We start from the raw sequence: 20,570 nt of genomic DNA, 5'->3' as shown, positions 1-20,570 counted from the left end.
GAGACCGGAGGTGTGCCCGTGGAAGTGCCCGGATGGTTGGAGACGCTGGCCGAACGGGTCGCGAGGACACCGGTTCCTCTGGCCCTGCGCCCGCCAGAGGCCGGCGGCCGTCCCGCCGCGGTGCTCATGCTGTTCGGCGAGGGACCACTCGGCCCCGACGTGCTCCTGATCCAGCGCAGCTCGCGAGGGCGCAGGCACGCGGGGCAGCCCGCCTTCCCCGGCGGCGGGGTCGACCCGGAGGACGGTGGCCCGGTCGGCGCCGCGCTGCGCGAGGCGAGGGAGGAGACCGGTCTCGACCCGGCGGGCGTCCACGTGGTCGGCACCATGCCCGAGCTCTACATCTGGCGCAGCGACAACCGGGTCACCCCGGTTCTGGGGTGGTGGCACACCCCGTCCGTCGTGCACGCCGCCTCACCGGACGAGGTCGAGTCGGTTGAGCGGGTCCCGATCTCCGAGCTGGCCGACCCGGTCAACCGGTTCAACCTGCGTCACCCGAGCGGCATCGCGGGGCCCGCGTTCCGGGTGCGCGGGCTGCTGGTGTGGGGGTTCACCGCGGGGGTGCTCGACAGGGCGCTCACCGGCTCGGGGTTCGAGGTTGCCTGGGACCGGTCGCGGATCGAGGACATGCCCCAGGACGTCATCGACCTCGCCTCACGCTGAGCGGGCGCGGGCCGTCAACCGATCTCCTCGATCTCCCGCCCCGTCGACAGCGCCAGCCCGAGACGGGCCCACTCGGCCACGTCGTCGTCCGGGTCCTCGGTCAGCCGTTCGAGCGCGACCAGGCCCGCCGGGTCCGGCGGGCTGCCGATGATGTTCGGCAGCGCGTAGGCGGCGCCGTACCTGATCCTGGGGTCCGCGTGCTCGCCCAGGGCGATCACGGAGGGCAGCGCGCGGCGGTCCCTCAGGTGGCCGAAGGCGATCAGCACCGAGTAGAGCACCATGCAGTCGTCCTCGCTGGCCGCGAGGAAGCGCAGCACGGGCAGGCTCCGGTCGGCGAACGGCAGCCTGCCGATGATGTCGACCCCGAGCATCCGTTCGGCGACCGTCTCTCCCGCACATAGCCGTCTGGCCGCGGTGAAGGTCTCAAGGTCGCCGCGTTCCTGCAGCGTGGCGATCGCGTTCCAGCGGATCGTGCCGTCATGGTCCCGGTCCCGCAGCGCGGTCTCGATGAGCGTTTCCACAGCCGGCGACCCCCCGATCGTTGCCATACGGCCACGATAACCGCAGGGACCTCGGACAAGCGGTGCACGCGCGGGGCAAGGGCTGGATACCGTAAAGGGGTGAGCGGTAATTACCTCGACCTCATCTTGATCGCCCTGATGGTGGCCTTCGCGGTGTCGGGGTACCGCCAGGGGTTCATCATCGGAGCCCTGAGCTTTGTCGGATTCGTCGGCGGCGGGCTGCTGGGCATGTTCATCGCCCCGCCGATCGCCGGAGCCGTGGTCGAAGGCGATACCGAGCGGGCCCTGCTCGCCATCGTCATCGTCTTTCTTGCCGCCACGATCGGGCAGTTCGCCTCCTCGACGATCGGCGCGGTGGTTCGCAGCCACGTCACCTGGGAACCGGCCAAGGTGGTCGACGCGGTCGGCGGTACCTTCGCCAGCGCCTTCTCCGTGCTGGTCATCGCCTGGCTGATCGGCTCGCTGATCGCCTCGTCCCAGTTCACGATGCTGAGCGAGCAGGTCAACAGGTCCCTGCTGATCAGCACCATCGACCAGGCCATGCCCGCCGCGGCCAAGGATTTCCAGAAGCCGTTCAAGGACTTCATCGACACCTCCGGCTTCCCCAGGGTGTTCGACGCCATCGGGGGCAGCCAGATCGTCGAGGTCCCGCCGCCCGACCAGAGCGTGGCCAAGGGGCCCCAGCTCAAGCGGGCCCGCCGCGGCATCGTCAAGGTCCAGGGCGTCGCCACGAGCTGCCGCAGGCACATCGAGGGCACCGGGTTCGTCTTCTCCCAGAACAAGATCATGACGAACGCCCACGTGGTCGCGGGGGTCAACCAGGGCCTCGAGGTCACCGACTACCTCAACAACGTCCACCCGGCCAGGGTCGTGCTCTACAACCCCGACAGGGACATCGCCATCCTCTACGTCCCCGGCCTGAACATGCCGATCCTGCGCTTCGACGGCACCGCGAAGAAGGGCGACGACGCCATCATCGCGGGCTTCCCGCACGGCCAGGGCTACACCCTGGCGGAGGCCCGGATCAGGGTGCAGCAGAGGGCGAAGGGGCCCGACATCTACGAGCGCAAGTCCGTCATCCGTGACGTCTACTCGATCCGCGGCACGGTCAGGCAGGGCAACTCGGGCGGGCCGCTGCTCACCCCGGACGGCCGGGTCTACGGGGTCGTCTTCGCGGCAGCCCTCAACCAGCAGGAGACCGGGTTCGCGCTGACCGCGGCGGAGGTGTCACCGGACGCAGAAGACGGCTCCAAGCTGTTCAACGCCGTGAGCACCCAGGAGTGCAACCAGGACGACTAGTGAGCCGGGTTCGAGTTCCTGGCGCGCCACATGAGGTGTGCCCAGCATCGAATACCTGGTCAGCGCCTCGGCGGTCCCACGGTCGACGACACGGAATCTCAGAACCGGGACACTGGCGGGCGTGCCCGCGGGAACGGCACCCCCGGGACGGTCAGAGCAGGTCCCTGATCCTGGCGATGGCCGCCTCGGGGGCCGGGTCCTCCTGGGCGTCCAGTTCGCGTGTCACCCTGGCGATCTCCTCGTACGGCGTGCCGTACGAGGAGATCCTGTCGGCTCCCCGCGCGAACAGCGCCGAGGCCCCGCGACGGTTGCCGCGCTGGAGATGGGTGAGCCCGACACAGATCTGCGCCAGCCCCTGCCACAGCTCGCGCTCCCGCGCAGGGGAGTTCTTCCAGCGCCCCTCGAGCACCTCGTGGGCGTGGAAGGGCCTGCCCTCCCCGAGCAGCCTGCGCGCCTCGGAGAGCGCCTCCTCGGCGTCGGGGGCGTAGTCGTCGGGGACGCGTTCGACGCCCTCGGCTCCGTGGGGCAGAGGGCGTCCGAACGCGTCCCTGGGACGGCGGTTGCGAGGTCTTCCCTCCGGGTCGCGGTCCCTGGAGGTCCGGCTCCCGGGATCACGGGCGGGTTCGCCGGGAAGGCGGTCCCCGGCCGTCACCGGTCCGGCTCCGGGTCGGTCAGCCAGGAGATGAGCGCGGCGTCGAACTCCTCCGGCCGTTCCTCGTGCGGGAAGTGTCCCGCGCCCTCGATCAGCCGCCACCGGTACGACCCGGTGACGTAGCGGCTCGACCCCTGGGCGGTGCGGGGCAGGGCGTGCCTGTCGAGCGAGCCGTGCACCTGCAGCGTGGGCGCGTGGATCTCCCCCCGCATGGTCCTGGCGTAGCGGAGCCCGTCGGGGCGGAGCTGGGAGCGGGCGAACCAGCGGTGGTACTCCAGCGCGCAGTGCGAGACGGTGGGGATGCGGAACACGTCGCGGTAGGTCCTGGCGACCTCCTCGTCCGGCCAGCCGGGTGCCGACCACTCGTCGAGCATCCGCCCGACCAGCGCGCCCTTCTTCCTGGTCAGCCGCCACTCCGGCAGGAAGGGCAGCTGGAAGCCCAGGGCGTACGCGCTGGCCCTGAGCTGACCGTAGGAGGTGGGCAGCAGCGAGGAGCGGAGCCTGAGCGGGTGCGGGGCCGAGACCGGGACCAGTCGCAGGACCGCCTTCGGGTCCCGCACGGCCATGGTCCAGGCGAGTAGCCCGCCCCAGTCGTGGCCGACGACGATCGCGCCGCTCTCGCCCAGCGCCCTGACCAGCCCGGCCGCGTCACCGGCCAGTGTCGGCAGGTCGTAGCCGCGTGGCGGCTTGTCGCTGGCGCCGTAGCCCCGCAGGTCGACGGCGACGGCGCGGTAGCCCGCGGCGGGAAGCGAGACGAGCTGGTGGCGCCAGGTCCACCAGAACTGCGGGAACCCGTGCAGCAACAGCACGAGCGGGCCCTCACCGGCCTCGACCACGTGGAAGCGGGTGCCGCCCGCGTGGACGGCGCGGTGGGTCCACGGGCCCTCGACCCTGACCAGGGACTCGTCCGGGTGGCTCACTGGTTCGGTCTCACCGATTCGCGGTGTGTGCCGATCTGGCCCGCGCTCGGCGGAGCGGAGACCGCCGTGGCGCCGTCGGGCTCCGTCTCACCGCCCTTGAGGCTCTTGAGCGAGCGCAGGGTCCGCTTCATCCCGGCAAGACCCTTGAGCCTGCGCACCCCGAACAGGACCAGCAGGGCCGCGACGACCAGGTAGAACGCCGTGACGACCGCGAAGGCCAGCCACGGCCACACGCCCAGTGCGACCAGTCCGTAGGCGATGGCGAACGAGGCCAGGATCAGGCACAGGTGGGCGATGAAGGCGGCGGCGCCGAAGAGGCCCGCGGCCACGCCGACCCGTTTGGCGTCGAACCTGAGCTCCGCCTTGGCCAGCTCGATCTCGGCGCGGACCAGGGTGGAGATGTGGTCGGTCGCGTTGGCCACCAGCGCACCGAGCGACTCCTCCTGCGGTTGTGCGGATTGTGGCTCCGCTGACGGGTTGTGTGTCATGAACGATCTCCTATCGAGCGCCGATGTCAAACATCATCCTGTGCGTTGACGCGGTTACGCACGCGCACCCGGAGCAGGATCGCTGCCAGGACCGAAGACGCGAGGCTCGCCGCGAGCACGCCGGTGGTCACCGCGTTCACCCGTTCCGGATCATCCCCGTAGGCCAGGTCACCGATCAGCAGCGACACGGTGAACCCGATCCCGGCCAGTATCGAGACCGCGGCCATGTCCCGCCAGCGCAGTTCCTCGGACAGTCTTGCCAGGCCGAGCCGTACGGCCAGCCACGCCCCGCCGAAGACACCGAGGAACTTGCCGACGACCAGCCCGGCGATGACGCCGAGCACCACCCGGTCCGTGAACATCGCGCCGAGGCTCTGCGCGCTGAGCACGACCCCGGCGGACAGGAACGCGAAAACGGGCACGACGAAGCCCGCCGACAGGGGGCGCAGGTAGTGGTCGGCCAGCTCGGCTGGGGAGCGGTCCTCGCCGGGGCCGCTGTGCACACGGGTCATCAAACCGAGCGCTACCCCGGCGACGGTCGCGTGAACACCGCTGATCTCGACGAGGTACCAGGCCAGGAGGGCGAGCGGCAGATACGCCCACAGGCCGTGGACCCGTTTGGCCTGCAGCAGGCCGTACAGGGCGATGACCGCGACCGCTGCGACCAGGGCGAGGAGGTTCAGGTGCCGGGTGAAGAAGATGGCGATGACGCCGATCGCACCGAGGTCGTCGACCACGGCACAGGTCAGCAGGAAGGCGCGGAGCGCCGCGGGCATCGAGCTGGCCGTCACGGCCAGCACCGCCAGCGCGAAGGCGATGTCGGTCGCGGTCGGTATGGCCCAGCCCCGCCCCGCCTCAGGCGCGCCCCAGCTCACCGCAAGGTAGACCAGGGCCGGGACGATCATGCCGGCGATCGAGGCGAGGACGGGCAGCGCGGCCTTGCGGAGGTTGGCCAGTTCCCCGTGGACGAACTCCTCCTTGACCTCGATCCCCGCCACGAAGAAGAAGATCGTGAGTAGGCCGTTCTGGGCCCATTTGTAGAGTTCGAGGTCGAGGTGGAGGAAAGCAGGGCCGAACGTCGCGGTGCGCAGCGCCTCGTAGGAGGCGGTGGACACGTTGGCCCAGACCAGGGCGGCGATCGTGGCGATCAGCATGATGACGCCGCCGACCGTCTCCGCCCTCAGCGCCTCGGCGAGCTGGCGAGAGTAGCGGATGGTCGGCCTGAAGGGCCAGATTTCGACGACGCGGCGCATACGACCTCCGGGATTACAGGCAGGGCCTGTTCCCTCCCTGGCCGACCAGACTTCCCGGCACACCTGATCACCAGCCTACAGAAGGCCACCTAAAGGGATTTACAGTGCCCCTAACGGCGAAAAGGCGCGAATCCCGCTGCGTGGGGGTTCGCGCCTTCGCCGGCCGCGCCTGCGGCCATACGTGTACGTGGTGCGTGCGCTGTGCCCTGGAGTCGCGTGCCTTGTGGGCCGCGTCTTCGAGGGCCGCTGTGGAGCCGTGGTCCTTGTGGGCGTGGGGCGCTCGCTGGCAGGTTCTAGTCCTCGCTCTTGGCGCTGGGCAGCTTCTCGGAGATGAGGTTCATCACGGTGCTGTCGGCCAGCGTGGTGACGTCGCCGACGCTGCGGTTCTCCGCCACGTCACGCAGCAGGCGCCGCATGATCTTGCCGGAGCGGGTCTTCGGCAGCTCGGGGACGACCAGGATCTGGCGGGGCTTGGCGATCGGGCCCAGCGTCTTGGCCACGTGGTTGCGCAGCTCGGCCGCGATGTCGTCGCTCTCCTCCGCGCTGCCGCGCAGGATCACGAACGAGACGATGGCCTGGCCCGTCACCGGGTCGGTCGCGCCGACGACGGCAGCCTCGGCGACCTTCGGGTGGGAGACCAGGGCCGACTCGACCTCGGTGGTCGAGATGTTGTGCCCGGAGACGAGCATGACGTCGTCGACGCGGCCGAGCAGCCAGATGTCGCCGTCCTCGTCCCTCTTGGCGCCGTCGCCCGCGAAGTACATGCCCTCGAAGCGAGACCAGTAGGTGTCGATGTAGCGCTGGTCGTCGCCCCAGATCGTGCGGAGCATGGAGGGCCACGGGTCACGGATCGCGAGGTAGCCGCCCCCGCCGTTGCCGACGCTGTTGCCCTGGTCGTCGACCACGTCGGCGGTGATGCCGGGCAGGGGGCGCATGGCCGCGCCCGGCTTGCCGCTCGTCACGCCGGGCAGCGGGCTGATCATGATGGCGCCGGTCTCCGTCTGCCACCAGGTGTCCACGACCGGGGTGCGGTTGCCGCCGATGTGCTCGCGGTACCAGACGTACGCCTCGGGGTTGATCGGCTCACCGACGCTGCCCAGGATGCGCAGGGACGACATGTCGTACTTGGCGGGGATGTCGTCGCCCCACTTCATGAAGGTGCGGATCGCGGTCGGCGCGGTGTAGAGGATCGTGACGCCGTACTTCTGCACGACCTCCCAGAACCGGCCCCGGTGCGGGGTGTCCGGGGTGCCCTCGTAGATCACGCTGGTCGCGCCGTTGGCGAGCGGGCCGTACACGATGTAGGAGTGACCGGTCACCCAGCCGATGTCGGCGGTGCACCAGTAGACGTCGGTCTCCGGCTTCAGGTCGAACACCGCGTGGTGGGTGTAGGACACCTGGGTCAGGTAGCCACCCGTGGTGTGCAGGATGCCCTTCGGCCTGCCGGTCGTGCCGCTGGTGTAGAGGATGTACAGCGGGTGCTCGGCGTCGTGCGGCTGCGCCTCGTGGGTCTCGGACTGCCGCTCGACCAGGTCGTGCCACCAGACGTCCTTGTCCGTCTGGGCCACCTCCTGGCCGGTTCGCCTCACGACCAGGACGTGCTCGATGCCGGGGCACTCCTGGACCGCCTCGTCCACGGTCGGCTTGAGCGCGCTGGGCGCGCCACGGCGGTAACCACCGTCGGCGGTGACCACGATCTTGGCGTCCGCGTCCTTGATCCTGCCGCTGAGGGCGCTGGCGGAGAAGCCGCCGAACACCACGGAGTGGATCGCGCCGATGCGGGCGCAGGCGAGCATCGTGATCGGCAGCTCGGGGATCATCGGCAGGTAGACGGCGACCCGGTCGCCCTTGCCGACGCCCAGCTCCTGCAGGGCGTTGGCGGCCTTGGCGACCTCGCGCTGCAGGTCGGAATAGGTAATGGTACGGCTGTCGCCCTCGGGCTCACCCTCCCAGTGGTAGGCGACCTTGTCACCACGCCCTGCCTCGACATGGCGGTCGACACAGTTGTACGCGATGTTCAGCTCTCCGCCCACGAACCACTTGGCGAAGGGCGGGTTCCACTCAAGGGTGGTGTCCCAGCTCTTGGACCAGGTCAGCCGATCGGCCTGCTTCTCCCAGAACGCCAGACGGTCCTGCTGGGCCTCAGCGTAGGCATCGGCGGTCACGTTCGCGGCCGCGGCCAGGTCGGCAGGAGGGGCGAACCGCCGGGTCTCGTGCAGCAGATTCGACAGCGTCTCCTGGGTCTCACGCGACTCGGAACCAGGGGTCTCCGGGGCCACTACTCACTCCTTAGGTACTGCTCGTCTACTGTTCGTGTCCCACTTCACCAGGCCAGAGGCGCCCGCCACAAGAGGTCTAGACTGGTCTGTACCAATCGGTGATAGCGGATCCCGCGGTTCACAGGTGCCTTAACACCGGATAACAACCGCAGCACAAACGTTGCTCTTTTGTCATCGTAAGAATGTAGAGGACGCTATTCCAGGTGCTTTAACGGGGTGGCCAACCAGACGGCGACCGTGCCCGGGGCGGGCGGCCTGAGGGCGTTCCTGCGGCGGGACTTATGGACGGTCCGTAAGGACGCCGCGTGTCCGTCGCGGCCCCGCGACAGCCCCGCCGCGGGCCACCTCGCGTCCCTCGCCCGATCCCCGCGCCCCTCTCCCGTTCCTCGTGGCCCGATACGGGGTCCCGGTGCCACCCGCGCGCCCGCCCGGCTCACGGTGCCTCCCCGGGGGTCGTGCGCCGCCTCCTCTACCGGCAGATATGGTCGGGGAGCGTGAACGACCCATTGGCTGTCATCGCTGAAATGCCCGGAGTGCCGCAGGCCGTCGCCGACACGCGCAAGGCCGTTGACCGGCTCTACGGCCATCGCGTGCTGCGGCGCAAGAGCCCGGAGGTCTCGGCCAGGTCAGCCCTGCGCGGCGCCCGAGCGTCCGCTGCGCTGGAAGGCGTTGACGTTCCGCTTGAGGCCATCCCTGAGGCCACGGACCCGGTCGTCCAGGGCGCGCTGCGCGTCTCGGCGGAGCTGGGCCGTCTCGGCGCGACCTGGCGTACGGCCCCGCGCCAGGTGCTGGCCAGGCTGCACACCCTCGCCGCCGCGGGACAGACCGAAACCCTCGGCCGCCCCCGGACCTCCGCGACGGCGCCCGACCCCCTCGGTGTGGGTGCGGCGCCAGGTCCCGAGGAGACCGTGGCCAGGGTCGACGGGCTGGTCGACCTCGTCACGCGGCCCTCAAAGGCGCCCACGCTGGTGCTCGCGGCCATCGTGCACGCGGAGCTGGCCGTGCTCCGGCCGTTCGGGACCGCGGACGGGGTGGTCGCGAGGGCGGCGGAACGGCTGACGCTGGTGGAGTTCGGCCTGGACCCGAAGTCCCTGGCGGCCGTCGAGGTCGGTCACCTCGAACTCGGATCCGCCTATGCAGACAGCCTGAAGGCCTATCTGACCGGGACGCCGGACGGTGTGACGACGTGGGTGCGGCACTGCGCCTCCGCGATGGTCCTCGGCGTGCGTGAGGCCACGGCGATCTGCGAGGCCATGCAGCGCGGCTGATCGCGGGCCCGCGGCGGGGTGCGTGCACGGCCGCGACACCTCTCGGCGACGGTGGCAGTCCGTGACGGGTCCCGAGGTCACGACGGGTCTCGGGGCGTGGCGTGCGCACGTTCTCCGTGTTCAAAGTGTTCACGGTGTTCAAGGTGTTCACGGCGGTATGCGACGTGGCCGGCCACGGGAGTGTGGCCGGGTGCGAAGGCCGTACGGCCCGCACGGGGTGTCTGGCTCGCTCCGGTCGCCCGGGATGTCCGGTCCGTGGAGACCGTGCGAATCCCCGGAGGCCTGTGGCTCACGGACACCGCGTGGTCGACGAGAAGCTGTGGCCCATGGAGATCTGCGGCTCACCGGGGCGACCGGTTCGGAGGCCGTACGGCGGACGTGCCGGAGGGTCTATTACGGACATGCCCTGGACACAGCGGACGGCGCCCCGGGGATGGGGCGCCGTCGCCAGCACGACTCCACCGGGTTACCAAGCGTGCACCTGATAATCGTTGGGACGGGTCGAGACCCGTCCTCAACGTGCCTCCCGCGGCTCGGCGGCACGTGGGTACCCGGCGGTCGTGCCCGGACAAGTGGTCCGTTCACCCTTTGTACGACGGATCCGGGCTGATGGGAACCCCTGGCGCCAAGTCCTTTACAGATCCGGGGACATTCGTGGACAAAGCTCTCATATGCCGCGTTCCACCTGATAGGTGATCGTTGGTCTAGTCTGGGGCTCAAGGGTCTGGTTACTCTGTGTAGTCAAAAACGGGCCTATTAGGGTCACGCCTGATTGGCCGGTATGCGTATGCGCGATCGTTACATTGAAAAAACTAGCGGAAACTAGAGATTGCTCCTCGACGAAACTTAAGTTGATCGGGCAGCATGAGGTGGTATCTCCTCAAACTGGAGTGACTGTGCACGAGGCGGCCACGCAATGGCGTTGCCTTGTCATGGTCAACCCTTGAAGGCTTTCTTCTGAAACGGGACCGGCTCTACCCCCCCAGAGCCGGACCGGTTGGCGACCCCCGCTCTCCCCCCCCGGCGGGGGTCGCCACTTTTCTCACCCGTTCTCCTCCGGGTCGCCTTCCCCCGCATCCCCGGCCCCGTCCTGAGATCCCGCGTCGCCGCGTCGACTCGGTCGCGGAACGTGACCCGCCGATGGGCGTCGCGGGGCGTGACGGATCGATGCGGTGGCCCGCCGACGGAGGGTGCGATGGAGGGGAAGGTGTGCGGCTGTTCCCTCGCTGGGATCACCTGGCCCGCTCGAGTTCTTCCCGTCCTGGATCGTGTCCGCGGATGTGACTCCCGGTCCGCCTGAGTCCGGCCCGCCCCCTGTCCAGGCCCGCCCGTACCAACGCCCCCGCTGTCACCTCGATCGCGAAGTTGTCCACAGGTGACGTCGAGCGCTCCTCGGTTGTCCACAGTTCGGTGTTCGGGGACCCCGCGGTGGTGGCTTCTCGTCGAAAGTGGGCCTCCCGCACCTCAGGGAGGCATCAGGAGGTCTCCCACACTTCAGGGAGGCAGCTTTGGACCGCCCTCTGGTCATCACCGAGGATCATGATCTGCTCGACGATCTCCTCCGTGTCGCCGCCGCCGCAGGAGCCGAGCTTGACGTCGCCCATGCGCCGGCGCACGCCCGGCCCTACTGGAACAGGGCTCCGCTCGTCGTGGTCGGCGGTGACATGGCCGACGCCCTGGCCGCCACCGGGCCGCCACCCAGGCACAGGGTCGTCCTGGTCACCCGGACGCCCGCCGACCCCGACACGTGGCGCAAGTGCGTCGCGGTCGGCGCCCAGACCGTGCTGGAACTGCCTTCGGCGGAGCGGCAGCTGGTCGACGAGTTCGCCGATGTCGTGGAACCGGCGTCGAGAGCGGGCCTCGTGGTCTGCGTCGTCGGCGGGCGCGGTGGCGCCGGGGCCAGCGTTCTGTCCGCCTCACTGGCGCTGAGCGCCTCCCGGCAGCGCCTGCGCACCCTCCTCGTCGACGCCGACCCGCTCGGCGGCGGCCTCGATCTGCTTCTCGGGCAGGAGGAGGCGGACGGAGCACGATGGTCGGACCTGGTCGCCCGCGAAGGGAGAATCAGCTTCACCGCACTCCAGGCAGCCTTGCCCACCTTCGCAGAGCTCACCCTGCTCTCCTTCCACCGCGGCGAGGTCGAGGCCATCCCGGCGGAGGCGATGCGCTCGGTCCTCGAAGCGGGCAGGCGCGGTTTCGACCTGGTGGTCGTCGATCTGCCCCGCCACTGCGACCCCGCCGCCGCCGAGGCGCTCAGCAGAGCCACAGCCACCCTGCTGGTCGTCGCCGCCGACGTGCGCGGCGTCCTCGCGGCGGCTCAGGTGCTCGCCCGGTTGCACGAGCACACCACCGAGGTGCGGGCCGTCGTGCGCGGCGGCGTCCTGGACGACGACGTCGTCACGGCCTCGCTCCGCGTGCCGTACGCAGGCGGCCTCCCAGACCAGCCCAGGCTCGCCGCGACCCTCAACCGGGGTGATCTTCCCCCACTCGGCAGACGGACTCCTCTCGGTCGTTTCTGCGCGTCCTTCCTGCACTCGATCCTCGGGGCGGAGAGATGAAGCGGGCGGGAGAGGTGAAGGGGGCCGGAGCCGCGACGGCACCCTCGCCCGAGCTGGTTGAGGCGGTCCGGGTACGGCTGGCCCGCGCCGGGGTCGAGCCCAGCGCCGCGCATGTCGCGGTCGCCCTCAGGGCGGAGCACGCGGTGCTCGGCGACGCGGAGATCCTGGCGGTGGCTCGGGCGCTGTGCGCCGATCTGATCGGCGCTGGCCCTCTGGAGCCGTTGCTGGCCGAAGCCGAGGTCACCGACGTGCTCGTGAACGGTCCTGGAGAGGTGTGGATCGACGACGGTCGCGGCCTGCGCCGTACTCCGGTCGTCTTTCCCGGGGAGGATGCGGTCCGGCGGCTCGCCCAGCGTCTGGCGGCGGCGGCCGGGAGGCGTCTCGACGACGCGTGTCCCTACGTCGATGCCCGTCTCGCCGGGGGCGTACGGCTCCACGCCGTTCTTCCGCCCGTTGCCGCAGGGGGCACCTGCCTGTCCCTGCGGCTTCCGCCGCGCCGTACCCTCACTCTTCCCGATCTGGTCAGGGCGGGCACGATCAGGGCCGACACCGTTCCCGTGCTCACCGCCGTGATCAGATCAAGGCTCGCCTTCCTCGTGACAGGCGGCACGGGCACGGGGAAGACCACCCTGTTGTCGGCCCTGCTGTCCTTGGCCGATCCCGGCGACCGGCTGCTGCTGGTCGAGGACTCGGCCGAGCTGAGACCGCTCCACCCACACGTCGTGCGGCTGGAGACCCGTCCCGCCAACCTTGAGGGAGCCGGTGGCGTGTGCCTGCGTGATCTCGTGCGCCAGGCTCTTCGCATGCGCCCGGACCGCCTGGTCGTCGGCGAGGTCCGGGGCGCGGAGGTGGTCGATCTCCTCAATGCCCTCAACACCGGTCACGAGGGTGGCTGCGGCACGCTGCACGCCAACACCGCGATGGACGTCCCGCCGCGTCTTGAGGCTCTGGCCTGTGCCGCGGGTCTCAGCCGGGAGGCGGTTCACAGCCAGATCTCGGCCGCGCTGGACGTCGTCATCCACCTTGCCCGCGACCATGCCGACGGGCGGCGCCGGGTGGCCGAGATCTGCATGATGACCCGCCGTCCCTCAGGCCTGGTCGAGGCGGAACCCGCGTTGACCTTCTCCCCGGACGGTCACGTGACCACCGGCCCGGGATTCCCCGCCCTGGCAGCCCGTGCCCCGGGCGTCCCCCCTCTGCCGGCTCATGCCTCAACCCCGGGCATCCCCGTGCCGGGGGGACAGGCACACAAGTCCTGTGAATCGGCCGAGGCAGGGCGCCACCCCGAACAATCGGATGTCTCTTGGGTGGTCCGGCGACCCTCCCGGCCAGTGGACGGTTCGGCTGTGGACCTTCACGGGGTGCTGTCTTGACGACGGCAGCCGTGTTTCTGGCCGCTGTGGCGGCGTGGTTGTGGAGCGGACCCGGTCCGGCGACCGCCCGGCTGTGGCGGGCGCGAGAGCGTCATCCGCATTCACCTCCGCGCCGGTCGCGCCCGCTGCGCACGAGGTTCACCGACGCCTCTCGGCCGTCGAGACGCGCGGCGGCCTGGCAGGCGGCATCAGTCGAGTTGTGTCAGGGACTCGCGGCCGAGCTTGCCGCAGGACGGACGGCTGGGGAGGCGCTGGCCCGCGCCGTGTCGGCCGTGGACTTCCCCGACCCGGTGGCGCTTCGCCCCCTGATCGCAGCCGCGAGGGACGGCGGCGACATCCCCGCCGCCCTGCTGACCGTGACTCCGGAGAGAGGAGGCGAGGCATTTCGGGAACTGGCCGCCTGCTGGCGGGTGAGCGTGACCACGGGGGCGGGTCTGTCCGTCCTCGTGGATCGCGTCGCCGTCTCGCTCAGAGAGGCGCAGGCCCACCGCCAGGACCTCGCCGCCCAACTCGCCGGTCCCCGCGCGACCGCCCGCCTTCTGGCCTTCCTGCCCGCGCTCGGCCTGCTGATGGCCGCTGGGCTGGGCATGAGCCCGCTGGACTTCCTGTTCGGTGGCCCGGCCGGAGTGGGATGCCTCTTCTCCGGCCTCGCGCTCGACGGCTGCGGCCTGTGGTGGACGAACCACCTTGTCGCTCGTGCCCAGCAGGCCTGATCCCTGCCTGGTCGGCTTCACCGAGCAGAGGAAAGCAAGCGCCGTTCGTACCCGGGGGAGTGGGAGGAGTGCCTGTGGCCTGGATGAGCCGCGGGCATGTGATGCCTGTGTGGCCCAAGAGGACGTGAGGAGTGCCTGAGATCCGAGCCGACATGAGGCGTGAGGAGTGCCTGTGGCCTGGATGAGCCGCGGGCATGTGATGTCCGTGTGACCCGAGAGGACGTGAGGAATGCCTGAGACCGGGCGAACAAGTGGGGTGCGACGAACTCGGGCTATGTGGTGTGAGACGTGTTCACTTCCGCCCTGCCAGCTGCTGACAGACGGTGAGGAGCGAAGCGAATGATCACGATGTTGGCCGTTGTCCTCGCAGGGGTGTCAGGATGGCTGTGGACGCCCTCCCGTGATCCTGCCGAACGGATTCGCGGTGCCCTACGGCCTTCCAACCCTCAGCCGTCCTCCTTCGCCCCGGCGTCCTTCTCACGGACGTCCTCGCTTCGGTCGGCCCGGCCAGACCTGTCCTTCGCGGTGAGAGCCTGGGCGCCCCCGGCGGGGGATCGCCCGTTCTCCGCGCCCCTGAGTACGGCCCGCGTGCTTGAAGGAGGACGACGGCCCAGCCGCGGAGAGGTGATGTTCTGCGCGGCCGTCGGACTGACGGTGTTCCTCGTCGTCGGGGCCGTGCCGGGAGCCGTCGCGGGGATGGTCGGCTTCGTGGGAGCGCTGGGAGTCGTCAGGAAACGGGAGCCGCCCCGGCTTCGCCGGGAGCGTGATCGTGTGGCGGCGGATCTGCCGCTCGCGGTTGATCTCATGGTCGCCTGTCTACGCGCGGGACGGCCGGTCGCCGGTGCCGTCGAGGCGACGGTTGAGGCGGTCGGCGGGCCGCTCGGTGATCGGCTGGCGTGGGTGAGCGGGCAGCTGAGACTGGGCGCCCCGCCGGAGGACGCGTGGCGGGCTCTGGCGGCTGAGCGCCCGCTGGCCCCATTGGCGCGCACCATGAGCCGCGCCGCGCTCAGCGGCGCCCCCGTGGCCGACGTTCTCACCAGGTTGTCCGACGACTCCCGCCAGGCAGCCCGCGCCGCGTCTTCCGCGGCTGCCCGGCGAGTCGGTGTGCAGGCCGTCGCTCCGCTGGGGCTCTGTTTCCTGCCCGCTTTCGTCTGCCTCGGCATTGTCCCCGTCGTGGTGAGCCTCGCCGGTGACGTGCTGCTTCCCTGAGTTATCCACAGGGCTTTGTCGACTGTTCCTGGGTTATCCACAGGATGTCTTTCGCGCCCTCCGAACTTCGCTCCCATCGAGAAAGCTGGCTTCACAGGTGCCGGATGTCCAACCCGGCCATGACTCCAGGAGGAAACGATGGCCCCATCGATCGTCGAGCGCGACTGCCCCGACCGGCTGCGATGGTTCCGTGTCCGCTGGGCGCTCCTGACCACGGCTTCCGGCCGCGACCGAGGCATGTCCACCGCTGAATACGCCGTAGGGACGATCGCCGCCTGCGCCTTCGCGGGACTCCTCTTCAAGGTGGTGACGAGCTCCGAGGTTCAGCAGTTGATCACTGGGTTGATCAACCGGGCGCTCAACATCGCCGAATGATCCTCATGAGACCGGCTGCCCTCTTCCCTCGATCAAGAGGATCGGTGACCGCGGAGACCGCGGTCGCGCTACCTGCGCTGGTCGTGGTCCTGGCGGCCGCGCTGTGGGCGGTGGCCGTGGTCGGAGCACAGCTTGAGTGTGTTGACGCCGCCTGGGCGGGCGCCAGAGCCGCATCGCGAGGCGAGCCCTTGGATCGCGTGCGAGGTGGCGTCCTGGCCGCCGCCCCACCGGGCGCGCGAGTGACGGTCACCCGGAGCGTGAAGATCACCCTGGTGGAGGTGTCCGCGAGCATCGCCCCCAGGTGGGGCGCCTCGCTGCCGGGCGTCACCGTCCACGCGACCGCCGTCTCCGCCACCGAGCCAGGCGTGGAGCAGCCGAGTGAGGTTCAGGGGTGAGAGGCAGGCAGGCGACGAGGCGGAAGCGAAAGAGGTAAGGGACGAAAGTCGAGACGGACATCAGGACAGGAGAAGACAGGTGGGTGAAAGCAGGGGGGAGTCCCATCGGGATGGAGGAGGAGCGAGAAGAGAACAGGCCAAGGACGCCAAGGACGCCAAGGACGCCAAGGACACTGCCGGGAGAAATACGAGACGGGCGGGGGAGGGGCGGCCGAGGACGCCGCAGGGGCGAGCGGGGAGTTGTGAGGCAGATGGGAGGGGTCGGCCGTGAAAGGGCGGAGAGGGGAGTGGCGAGCCGTGAAGAGCGGAGAACGGTGGGCCATGAGTACAAGCAGACAGTGGCGAGTCATGAAGCCAGGAGAGGAAGGGGCTGTGAAGTTGGGAGAGGAGGAGCTGTGAAGTCAGGGGAGGGAGGGGCGAGATCAGGGTGGAGGAGCTGTGGGATCAGAGGTCAGGAGTCGTGAAGTCAGGTGGAGGAGAGGAAGGTGGGGGAGAGGAAAAGGAGACGAATGGCGGGGCGAGCGGCGGAGGGTGATCGAGGGGCGGCGACGGTTTGGATGGTCGGGTTCATGGCGCTGATCTTCGTTGTGGCGTCCGCGATCGTGCTCGCCGGAACGGCGAGGGTCGCCCGTCACCGAGCCCGGAGCGCCGCTGACCTGAGTGCGCTCGCCGCCGCCCGTCTGGCCTTCGCCGACCCGCGGCGCGGGTGCGCCGAGGCGTCCTTGTCAGCCGTGGGCAACGGAACCAGGCTCATGCGCTGCTCCATCAACGGTTACGGGATCGCCGACGTTCAGGTGACCGTACGGCTCTCGCTGCCCGCGCTGGGCAGCAGGCTGATCACAGCCTCCGCTCGCGCGGGTCCCGTCTATATCGCCGATGCCATCGGCTGAGACAGGGCGCTTCCTCGCGCAGGTACGACGAGCGGTGGGATGGAGCGGGTCGGTGTCGGTGGGCGGTGTTTGAGCTGGTGGGCGTTCACGGTCTTCGCGTTGGTGGTGTGCCCGTCCGGGCACACCGGCACGTCGCGCGTCGCGCCGCCTCCCGGGGGTGTCGGTCCATCTCCTGAGGGTGTCGCGCCGCTTCCCGGGGGCAGGTCTGTCTGCCGTGCTGGGCTCCGATCTTTAGGGCCGGGGGTCGGAGAGCAGGGTGGCCAGGAGGTGGAGGGCTCCGTTCTTGTCGAGGGGTTCGTTGCCGTTTCCACATTTGGGGGACTGGATGCAGGACGGGCAGCCGCGTTCGCACTCGCAGGAGAGGATGGCCTCCCTGGTAGCCGTGAGCCAGTCGAGGGCGCGGGCGTAGCCGCGTTCGGCGAAGCCCGCGCCACCCTCGTGGCCGTCGTAGACGAAGACGGTGAGCAGCCCGGTGTCCGGGTGCAGCTCGGTGGAGACGCCGCCGATGTCCCAGCGGTCGCAGGTCGCGAAGAGCGGCAGCAGGCCGATGGAGGCGTGCTCGGCCGCGTGTGCCGCCCCGCCGAGGTCCAGGCCCTCCTGGGCCAGGGAGAGGGTCGCGGAGGCGGGCAGGGTCCACCAGACCGCGCGGGTGCGCAGCGTGCGCGGAGGAAGCTCGAGAGGCTCGTCGCCGAGGAGTTCGCCGCTCTGGGCGCGGCGCTTCAGGTAGGAGACGACCTGGCGGGTCACCTCGACCGAGCCGAAATGGAGTTCTCCCGGGCCGAGCGGGTGGGACCGGAGGGACTCGAGGACCGAGATGTCGGTGACGTCCCTGGCGAAGGTCGTGTAGTCGGGGGTTCCGGCCTCGACGAGGGCGACTCCCGCCTCCAGGTCCAGCTCGTCGACCAGGAACGTCTCCCCCTGGTGCACGTAGACGGCGCCGGTGTGCACGCTGGTGTGCGCCGAGGCCTCGTCGACGGTGCCCAGCAGCCGCCCCGTGGACATCTCGACGACCTGGATGGGGGGACCACCCGCCCCCCTGATGTCGGCGAGGTCGGTCGCTCGCTCCCTGCTTGTCCAGAACCACCCCGTCGCCCGTTCCCTGAGCAGGCCGTCCGAGACGAGGTCCGCGAGCACCTCCTTCGAGGTCGGCCCGAAGATCTCCAGGTCCTCCTGGGTCAGTGGGATCTCGGCGGCGGCGGCGCACAGGTGGGGGCCGAGCACGTAGGGGTTGCCCGGGTCGAGCACGATCGCCTCGACCGGGCGACCGAAGAGGGCCTCTGGATGGTGGACCAGGTAGGTGTCCAGCGGGTCGTCCCTGGCGATCAGGACCGCCAGGGCGTCCTGCCCCGCGCGTCCCGCCCGGCCCGCCTGTTGCCACAGCGAGGCCCTGGTCCCCGGCCACCCTGCGATGAGTACGGCGTCGAGGCCGGACACGTCGACGCCGAGTTCCAGCGCGTTGGTGGTCGCGAGCCCGAGGAGCTCCCCGGAACGGAACGCCTTCTCCAGCCCGCGGCGGTCCTCCGCGAGGTATCCGGCGCGGTAGGCCGCGACCCTGTCCGGCAGGTCCGCCGACGCCTCCGCGCCGAAAACGAGGTCCTGCAGCTTGGCCCTGGTGGTCAGGGCGACCGACTCGGCCGCTCTGCGGGAGCGGACGAAGGCGAGGGTGCGGACGTCCGCGGCGACCAGGTCCGCGAGGAGGTCGGCGCTCTCCACGGCCGCGGGACGGCGCATGGGGGCGCCGCGCTCGCCGCGCAGATCGGTCAGGGGAGGCTCCCAGAGGGCGAAGGTGGTCGCGCCCCGGGGAGAGGCGTCCGCGGTCACCTCGGCCATCTGGAGGCCTGTCAGGCGTGTTCCGAAGGCCCCGGGCTCGCTTGCGGTCGCCGAGGAGAGCACGAACGCAGGGGCGGAGCCGTACCGCGCGCAGACCCTGCGCAGGCGCCGCAGGATCTGCGCGACGTGGGAGCCGAACACGCCCCGGTAGCCATGGCACTCGTCGACCACGACCACCTTCAGCCGCCGCCAGAAGGCCGACCACTGGGCGTGGCGGGGCAGCAGCGTGCGGTGGAGCATGTCCGGGTTCGTCAGCACGTAGTTGGCATGCTTGCGGACCCAGGCCCGTTCTTCGAAGGAGGTGTCGCCGTCGAAGGTGGCCGCGCGCAGCTCGGGGACGTCCAGTTCGCGTAGCGCGCGGAGCTGGTCGGCGGCCAGCGCCTTCGTCGGCGTCAGATAGAGGACCGTGCCGCCGTCGAGCACCGAGGAGATGGCGGGGACCAGGTAGGCGAGGGACTTCCCCGAGGCGGTGCCTGTGGCGATGATCACGTTTTGGCCGCGATGTGCCAGCTCAGCGGCTTCGGCCTGATGTGGCCACAGCCCAGAAATTCCTTGGTTCGCCCAGCGCGTAACCAGGCGCTCCTCGACCCAGTCCGGCCAGCGAGTCTGGCCCGCCTGACGTGCGGGAACGTGCTCGACGTGAGTCACGCGTTCGTGACGTGCGGGAACGCCGAGCAGGTGGTTGAGCGCGGAACCCGCTCTGAGGGGGGAGGATGAGGACGGAGTCACTGGTTTCCAGTCTGGCATCTGTGGGCAGAGTCGCCGGGAATCGTGATTTCGTATAGACACTGAGCGTACGCATGGTTGAATGCCGCGCGTCGGGGCTTGTCGTCTGGGGGCCGCTCGGTCCCAGGAGTCACGCCTGAATCGGTACTTTCGCAGGCAAGGCGCTGGAGGATCTGTGGATCTGAAGTTGGACCACCATTCCGAGGACCGTCTCACCATCGTTGAGGTCGAGGGTGAGATCGATGTCTACACCGCGCCCAGATTGCGTGAGCTCCTGATCGACCTGGTCAACAAGGGGAACTTCCACCTGCTCGTCAACATGGAGAAGGTCGACTTCCTTGACTCAACGGGCCTTGGTGTCCTGGTCGGCGGGCTCAAGCGAGTTCGGGCGCACGACGGCTCACTGGAGTTGGTCTGCACCCAGGAGCGCATCCTGAAGATCTTCCGGATCACCGGGTTGACGAAGGTCTTCGGTATCTATGCCTCGGTTGAGGAGGCCAAGGAAGCTCACGGCTCAGACAAGTAATCATGGCTACCGTCGAGCTGACGTTCAGTGCCCTTCCCGCCCACGTGCGCACGGCACGTCTGGTCGCCACGGCGATCGCCAGGCGCACCGGGGTGGAGGAGTCGCTGCTGGACGAGGTACGGCTCGCAGTCGGTGAGGCGTGCTCCCGGGCCGTCGAGGCACATCGCCTCCACTGTCCGGGGGAGCCGATCCGCATCGAGCTGCGTGATGATCTGGGGCGGTTCGAGGTGACTGTCACCGACTCGGCCCCTAGCGACGAGCTGGAGCAGGATCGTGCGTTGTTACGATTCGACGACCCGCTCGTGCAGCTCCCCGACACCCTGATGTCCGGCTTCGGCATCGCGGTCATCGTGGGGCTTGCCGATGACGTCCAGGTCTATCCGAGTCAGAAGGGCATGTGCATTCGCATGAGCTGGCCCGCGGCGGCCAACGGCCTGTCCGCGGTCTGAGCGGCGTTTCCCGGCCTGGCCCGCGACCTGTCTCCGGCCCGGCCAGCGGCACATTTTGATCTCACAGCGTCAGAACCCCGACAGCCGGGCGCGTCCACCAGGACGCGCCCGCGGGGGGGGTGTGGGGGCGGGGGTGGGGGGGATAAAAAAAATTTTTTTTTTATGGGGGCAAAGAAGGTTAAACAGGTG

19 protein-coding genes are annotated in these 20,570 nt (G+C 69.7%); 12 read left to right on the top strand and 7 right to left on the bottom strand.

Annotated features, from left to right (window positions below):
• The first annotated feature begins 18 nt into the window (after window positions 1-18).
• Entirely contained in the window at window positions 19-660 is a 642-nt protein-coding gene (locus AB0395_RS34375) for a CoA pyrophosphatase (RefSeq protein ID WP_366288181.1), read from the top strand.
• Between the two features lie 14 nt (window positions 661-674).
• Here AB0395_RS34375 and AB0395_RS34370 read toward each other — a convergent pair whose 3' ends face one another.
• Window positions 675-1,208 carry a HEAT repeat domain-containing protein gene (locus AB0395_RS34370; protein WP_366288180.1) on the bottom strand — a complete coding sequence of 178 codons (534 nt, stop codon included), beginning with the start codon at window positions 1,206-1,208 and terminating at the stop codon, window positions 675-677.
• A gap of 72 nt (window positions 1,209-1,280) precedes the next feature.
• Between AB0395_RS34370 and AB0395_RS34365 the strand changes: the two genes are divergently transcribed.
• Entirely contained in the window at window positions 1,281-2,480 is a 1,200-nt protein-coding gene (locus AB0395_RS34365) for a MarP family serine protease (RefSeq protein WP_366288179.1), read from the top strand.
• A gap of 151 nt (window positions 2,481-2,631) precedes the next feature.
• On the opposite strand, the gene AB0395_RS34360 is transcribed toward AB0395_RS34365, so the two are convergent.
• From AB0395_RS34360 to acs, 5 genes are all read right to left on the bottom strand, one after another.
• Window positions 2,632-3,132: a DUF309 domain-containing protein gene (locus AB0395_RS34360; RefSeq protein ID WP_366288178.1), complete on the bottom strand. Its 501-nt coding sequence runs from the start codon at window positions 3,130-3,132 to the stop codon at window positions 2,632-2,634.
• Window positions 3,129-4,052, bottom strand: coding sequence for an alpha/beta hydrolase (locus AB0395_RS34355; protein ID WP_366288177.1), 924 nt, complete (start codon window positions 4,050-4,052; stop codon window positions 3,129-3,131). The genes AB0395_RS34360 and AB0395_RS34355 overlap by 4 nt, the downstream gene beginning before the upstream one ends.
• Complete coding sequence (locus tag AB0395_RS34350; RefSeq protein WP_366288176.1) at window positions 4,049-4,540, bottom strand: phage holin family protein; 492 nt, start codon at window positions 4,538-4,540, stop codon at window positions 4,049-4,051. The genes AB0395_RS34355 and AB0395_RS34350 overlap by 4 nt, the downstream gene beginning before the upstream one ends.
• A gap of 26 nt (window positions 4,541-4,566) precedes the next feature.
• A complete protein-coding gene (gene nhaA, locus AB0395_RS34345; RefSeq protein ID WP_366288175.1) occupies window positions 4,567-5,793 on the bottom strand; it encodes a Na+/H+ antiporter NhaA in 1,227 nt (408 codons plus the stop codon).
• Window positions 5,794-6,086: 293 nt separating this feature from the next.
• Complete coding sequence (gene acs, locus AB0395_RS34340; RefSeq protein WP_366288174.1) at window positions 6,087-8,072, bottom strand: acetate--CoA ligase; 1,986 nt, start codon at window positions 8,070-8,072, stop codon at window positions 6,087-6,089.
• A 494-nt stretch (window positions 8,073-8,566) separates the two neighbouring features.
• Between acs and AB0395_RS34335 the strand changes: the two genes are divergently transcribed.
• From AB0395_RS34335 to AB0395_RS34300, 8 genes are all read left to right on the top strand, one after another.
• Window positions 8,567-9,340 (top strand): Fic family protein, encoded by a 774-nt coding sequence (locus AB0395_RS34335; RefSeq protein WP_366288173.1) that lies wholly within the window; start codon window positions 8,567-8,569, stop codon window positions 9,338-9,340.
• Between the two features lie 1,508 nt (window positions 9,341-10,848).
• Window positions 10,849-11,895: a septum site-determining protein Ssd gene (ssd, locus tag AB0395_RS34330; protein WP_366288172.1), complete on the top strand. Its 1,047-nt coding sequence runs from the start codon at window positions 10,849-10,851 to the stop codon at window positions 11,893-11,895.
• Window positions 11,892-13,268 (top strand): TadA family conjugal transfer-associated ATPase, encoded by a 1,377-nt coding sequence (locus AB0395_RS34325; RefSeq protein ID WP_366288171.1) that lies wholly within the window; start codon window positions 11,892-11,894, stop codon window positions 13,266-13,268. Before ssd ends, AB0395_RS34325 begins: the two co-directional genes overlap by 4 nt.
• Window positions 13,265-13,981: a type II secretion system F family protein gene (locus AB0395_RS34320; RefSeq protein ID WP_366288170.1), complete on the top strand. Its 717-nt coding sequence runs from the start codon at window positions 13,265-13,267 to the stop codon at window positions 13,979-13,981. Before AB0395_RS34325 ends, AB0395_RS34320 begins: the two co-directional genes overlap by 4 nt.
• 627 nt (window positions 13,982-14,608) lie before the next feature.
• Window positions 14,609-15,190 carry a type II secretion system F family protein gene (locus AB0395_RS34315; protein ID WP_366288169.1) on the top strand — a complete coding sequence of 194 codons (582 nt, stop codon included), beginning with the start codon at window positions 14,609-14,611 and terminating at the stop codon, window positions 15,188-15,190.
• Between the two features lie 138 nt (window positions 15,191-15,328).
• On the top strand, window positions 15,329-15,565 hold the full coding sequence (locus tag AB0395_RS34310) for a DUF4244 domain-containing protein (protein ID WP_366288168.1): 237 nt from the start codon (window positions 15,329-15,331) through the stop codon (window positions 15,563-15,565).
• A gap of 44 nt (window positions 15,566-15,609) precedes the next feature.
• Window positions 15,610-15,960 carry a TadE family type IV pilus minor pilin gene (locus tag AB0395_RS34305; RefSeq protein ID WP_366288167.1) on the top strand — a complete coding sequence of 117 codons (351 nt, stop codon included), beginning with the start codon at window positions 15,610-15,612 and terminating at the stop codon, window positions 15,958-15,960.
• 509 nt (window positions 15,961-16,469) lie between these two features.
• On the top strand, window positions 16,470-16,850 hold the full coding sequence (locus AB0395_RS34300) for an Rv3654c family TadE-like protein (RefSeq protein ID WP_366288166.1): 381 nt from the start codon (window positions 16,470-16,472) through the stop codon (window positions 16,848-16,850).
• A gap of 231 nt (window positions 16,851-17,081) precedes the next feature.
• Here the strand turns inward: AB0395_RS34300 and AB0395_RS34295 are convergent, their stop codons facing one another.
• A complete protein-coding gene (locus AB0395_RS34295; protein WP_366288165.1) occupies window positions 17,082-19,427 on the bottom strand; it encodes a DEAD/DEAH box helicase in 2,346 nt (781 codons plus the stop codon).
• A gap of 154 nt (window positions 19,428-19,581) precedes the next feature.
• Here AB0395_RS34295 and AB0395_RS34290 point away from each other — a divergent pair, with 154 nt between their 5' ends.
• Together AB0395_RS34290 and AB0395_RS34285 are read left to right on the top strand one after the other, a co-directional pair.
• Window positions 19,582-19,932: an STAS domain-containing protein gene (locus AB0395_RS34290; RefSeq protein ID WP_184711921.1), complete on the top strand. Its 351-nt coding sequence runs from the start codon at window positions 19,582-19,584 to the stop codon at window positions 19,930-19,932.
• A gap of 2 nt (window positions 19,933-19,934) precedes the next feature.
• Complete coding sequence (locus AB0395_RS34285) at window positions 19,935-20,381, top strand: ATP-binding protein (RefSeq protein ID WP_366288164.1); 447 nt, start codon at window positions 19,935-19,937, stop codon at window positions 20,379-20,381.
• Window positions 20,382-20,570 lie beyond the last annotated feature (189 nt).

The sequence above is a fragment of the Streptosporangium sp. NPDC051023 genome, assembly GCF_040689595.1.
Taxonomy (GTDB): domain Bacteria; phylum Actinomycetota; class Actinomycetes; order Streptosporangiales; family Streptosporangiaceae; genus Streptosporangium.
This window is presented reverse-complemented; position numbering and strand designations above follow the sequence as displayed.